General features: G+C 65.3%; 5 protein-coding genes. 2 read left to right on the plus strand and 3 right to left on the minus strand.

Annotated elements, in window-relative coordinates:
* Both VFW69_RS20160 and chsH3 read left to right on the plus strand, forming a co-directional pair.
* Positions 1-399, plus strand: a 399-nt coding sequence (locus tag VFW69_RS20160) for an FAD-binding protein (protein WP_526503867.1), incomplete at its 5' end; no start/stop codon positions are given.
* Position 400: 1 nt separating this feature from the next.
* The gene (gene chsH3, locus VFW69_RS20165; protein WP_526503869.1) at positions 401-1,261 is read left to right on the plus strand and encodes an enoyl-CoA hydratase ChsH3; all 861 of its coding nucleotides are present in this window, start codon (positions 401-403) and stop codon (positions 1,259-1,261) included.
* A 78-nt stretch (positions 1,262-1,339) separates the two neighbouring features.
* On the opposite strand, the gene VFW69_RS20170 is transcribed toward chsH3, so the two are convergent.
* The 3 genes from VFW69_RS20170 to VFW69_RS20180 form a co-directional block, all read right to left on the minus strand.
* On the minus strand, positions 1,340-2,179 hold the full coding sequence (locus VFW69_RS20170; RefSeq protein ID WP_526503871.1) for a DUF559 domain-containing protein: 840 nt from the start codon (positions 2,177-2,179) through the stop codon (positions 1,340-1,342).
* Between the two features lie 115 nt (positions 2,180-2,294).
* Positions 2,295-3,464 (minus strand): 17-hydroxy-3-oxo-4-pregnene-20-carboxyl-CoA lyase, encoded by a 1,170-nt coding sequence (ltp2, locus tag VFW69_RS20175; RefSeq protein WP_526503873.1) that lies wholly within the window; start codon positions 3,462-3,464, stop codon positions 2,295-2,297.
* A complete protein-coding gene (locus VFW69_RS20180) occupies positions 3,464-3,865 on the minus strand; it encodes a MaoC family dehydratase (protein ID WP_526503875.1) in 402 nt (133 codons plus the stop codon). The genes ltp2 and VFW69_RS20180 overlap by 1 nt, the downstream gene beginning before the upstream one ends.
* Positions 3,866-3,930: the final 65 nt, after the last annotated feature.

Consider the following 3,930-nt stretch of genomic DNA (forward strand, 5'->3'; position numbering starts at 1 on the left):
GCCGGCCTTCCGGTGAGCGAACTCACCGCGACGGTGGAACGTTTCAACGGCTTCGCGCGCTCCGGCGTCGACGAGGACTACCAGCGCGGCGAGAGCGCTTACGACAAGTACTACGGCGACCCGACCAACAAGCCGAACCCCAACCTCGGCGAGATCAGTCACGCGCCGTACTACGCGGCCAAGATGGTGCCCGGTGATCTGGGGACCAAAGGCGGCATCCGCACCGATATCCACGGCCGGGCGCTGCGCGACGACAGCAGTATCATCGAAGGCCTTTACGCCGCAGGCAATGTCAGTGCTCCGGTAATGGGCCACACGTACCCCGGTCCGGGTGGCACCATCGGTCCGGCCATGACGTTCGGCTACCTGGCGGCGTTGCACATTGCGGAGGAGCGCTGAGATGCCAATCGACGTAGACGTCGCGCTGAATGCTGAGCTGGATCCCATCGAATTCTCCTGGGCCAGTACTGATGTGCAGCTCTACCACCTTGGACTGGGCGCGGGCGCCGATCCGATGGACCCACGCGAGCTGCGCTACCTGATCGACGACACCCCGCAGGTGCTTCCGACGTTCGGCAACGTCGCCGCCACCTTCCACGCCACGAAACCGCCGACGGTCAAGTTCCCCGGCATCGACATCGAGCTGGGCAAGGTGCTACACGCCAGCGAGCGGGTCGAGGCGCCCGCTCCGCTCCCGCCGTCCGGCTCGGCCAAAGCCGTCACCCGGTTCACGGACATCTGGGACAAGGGCAAGGCCGCGGTGATCTGGAGCGAGACGACGGTGACCGCGCCGGATGGCACGCTGCTGTGGACGCAGCGCCGGTCCATCTTCGCCCGCGGCGAAGGCGGATTCGGCGGCGAGCGTGGTCCGTCGACGTCGGACGGGGCGCCGGACCGTGCTCCCGATCTCGAGGTCGACGTGCCGATTCTGCCGCAGCAGGCGCTGCTCTACCGGCTGTGCGGCGACCGCAACCCGCTGCACTCCGATCCCGAATTCGCCGCTGCCGCAGGTTTCTCCCAGCCCATTCTGCACGGGCTGTGCACGTACGGCATGACCTGTAAGGCCATCACCGATGCGCTGCTCGACGGTGATGCCGGCGCGGTGGCCGCCTACGGCGCGCGTTTCGCCGGGGTGGCGTTCCCCGGCGAAACGCTCAAGGTCGGCATCTGGAAGGACAACGGCCGCTTCCTGGCCAGCGTTGTCGCGCCCTCGCGCGACAACGCGGTCGTGCTGTCGGGCGTCGAACTGTTGCCCGCCTAGAGGTTTCCCTTTCGGGTTTTCCCTTCCGCGCCGAGCGTGAAGTTAGCTTCACGTTCGCCCACGAGCGTGAAACTAGTTTCACGCTCGCCGTGCGCGAGCCGCGCGCACACGGCGAATGATGTCGGCCGGTCGGTCCCCCGCGACCACCCGGATGACGATCCAGCCGAGCCGGTCGAGCATTTCGGCGCGTCGAATATCCCAGGTGTACTGCCACCGGTCGCTGCGGTGTTGCTCGCCGTCATACTCGACCGCGACTTTGACGTCCTCCCAGCCCATATCGAGATAGACGGTCAGATCGCCGAATTCATCGGTGACCGGAATTTGCGTCTGAGGTGGCGGTAAGCCGGCCTCGACTAGCACGATTCGTAACCAAGACTCCTTCGGAGACTGTGCCCCACCGTCGAATAGCGCTATGGCCTTTCTTGCCCGCACGATGCCTCGGCGGCCCGGATACCTCTCTGCGAGCAGCTCGACGTCGGCCGCCTTGATTCGCGTTGCGCGGCTCAACGCGTCGATGGCGGCAACCGCCGCCGTCGTCGAATACCAGCAGCCCAAGTCGAGGGCCGTCCTGGCCCCCGAGGTAACCGGGATCCCGTCTACGGCAGCAAGTTCGTCTTCCTCGATGCGGTCTCCGTGAGCCCTGATCCCGGGCTGGGAGTGGCGGTTGTCGTGAATGAGGTCTACCACCGTCAGGCCATCGACCCATTTGCTCCCGTGCAGCGCCGCTGCGGCGAAGCCGGCGACCACGCCCTGACGCCCAGTCCACAACCATCCGGCCCTCGCGCGCAGCGCGGCAGTAACCTCCACGTCCCGACTGACGTACACATCTCGGAAGAGTCGGATATAGCCAGTGCTCAGCCGACTTCTGGCCAATGCGCCTCGAGCAACGGCCTCACTGCCCAAGAACGGCTCACCCACGACGGCAGCGTTGCACGAGTTATCGGCAGCGTCACTTCAGTCGTCGAGCGTGAAGTTAGGTTCACGTTCAACCCCGAGTGTGAAACTAACTTCACGCTCGGCGCTAGAAGCCTCCCTAGCCCAGGATCAGGCCGGAGGTGGGGACGCCGGTTCCGGCGGTGACGAGGACGTGCTCGACGTCGGGCACCGGGTTCACCGAGGTGCCCCGCAGTTGCCGCACACCCTCGGCGATGCCATTCATGCCGTGAATATAGGCTTCGCCGAGCTGGCCGCCGTGGGTGTTGATCGGAAGCCGCCCACCGGTCTCGATGGCGCCGTTCGAGATGAAGTCCTTGGCCTCACCCCTGCCGCAGAATCCCAACTCTTCCAACTGAATCAGCGTGAACGGGGTGAAGTGGTCGTAGAGAATCGCGGTCTGGATGTCGGCCGGCTTGAGACCGGATTGCTGCCATAGCTGCTGACCCACCAACCCCATCTCGGGCAGACCCAATTCGTCGCGATAGTAGCTGACCATCGTGTACTGGTCGGGGCTGGAGCCCTGCGCCGCCGCTTCGATGATCGCCGGTCGCTGCTTGAGATCCTTCGCGCGCTCCGGCGACGTCACCACGATCGCTACCGCTCCGTCGGTCTCCTGGCAGCAGTCCAGCAGCCGCAGCGGCTCGGCGATCCACCGCGAATTCTGGTGGTCCTCAATGGTTATCGGCTTCTCGTAGAAATACGCCTTCGGATTCTTGGCGGCGTGCTTGCGGTCGGCCACCGAAATCGCACCGAAGTCCCGGCTGGTCGCACCGGACAGATGCATGTAGCGCTGGGCAATCATCGCGACCTGCGCGGCCGGCGTCGAAAGCCCGTGCGGGTACGAGAAGGAGTTGTCCGCTGCCGTCGAATCAGCCTGCACGCCGGCGTTTCCCACCAGCCGGGTCTGCACCTGACCGAACCGCATGCCCGAACGCTCGTTGAACGCCCGGTATGCGACGACGACGTCGGCCACCCCGGTGGCCACGGCGATCGCCGCCTGCTGAACGGTCGCGCACGCGGCGCCACCGCCGTACCCGATCTGCGAAAAAAACTTCAGGTCACCGATGCCGACCGCACGCGCGACGGCGGTCTCATTGTTGGTGTCCATCGTGAAGGTGGTCAGGCCGTCGACATCGGACGGGCTCAGCCCGGCGTCGTCCAACGCATCCAGAACCGCCTCGGCGGCCAGCCGCAGCTCGCTGCGGCCGGAGTCCTTCGAGAAGTCGGTGGCGCCGATACCGGCGATCGCAGCCTTGCCCGACAACATCAGACACCCCCGATCGTCAGCGTAACGTTCGCGATGACGTGGTCGCCAAGGCTGTTGCGGCCGAACACCTTCAGCGTGATCAGACCATCGTCGACGGCGGTCACCTCACCGGAAAAGGTGACGGTGTCGTAGGCGTACCACGGCACACCGAGCCGCAACCCGATCGATTTGATCAGCGCCGTCGGACCCGCCCAGTCGGTGACGTAGCGCTGCACCAGCCCGGTGTCGGTGAGGATGTTGACGAAGATGTCCTTGGACCCCTTGGCCTGAGCCAGATCCCGGTCATGGTGCACATCCTGAAAGTCCCTGGTGGCCAGAGCCGTCGAGATGATGAATGTAGGCGAACCATGCAGCTTGAGTTCGGGCAGGGTGGTGCCCACTTCAACAGCAGGTGCGCTCATGCTTCGTCTCCCACGGGTTCCCAGGCGTAGAGGCTCCACTCCGGGCCGGAGTCACCGGCCGGGAA

The organism is Mycobacterium sp. (genome assembly GCF_036273375.1).
Lineage (GTDB): Bacteria > Actinomycetota > Actinomycetes > Mycobacteriales > Mycobacteriaceae > Mycobacterium.

Bases quoted from the DNA above. Each gene is read 5' to 3' on its own strand.
- chsH3 (WP_526503869.1), top strand. From the start codon at position 401: ATGCCAATCGACGTAGACGTCGCGCTGAATGCTGAGCTGGATCCCATC.
- ltp2 (WP_526503873.1), bottom strand. From the start codon at position 3,464: ATGTTGTCGGGCAAGGCTGCGATCGCCGGTATCGGCGCCACCGACTTC.
- VFW69_RS20180 (WP_526503875.1), bottom strand. From the start codon at position 3,865: ATGAGCGCACCTGCTGTTGAAGTGGGCACCACCCTGCCCGAACTCAAG.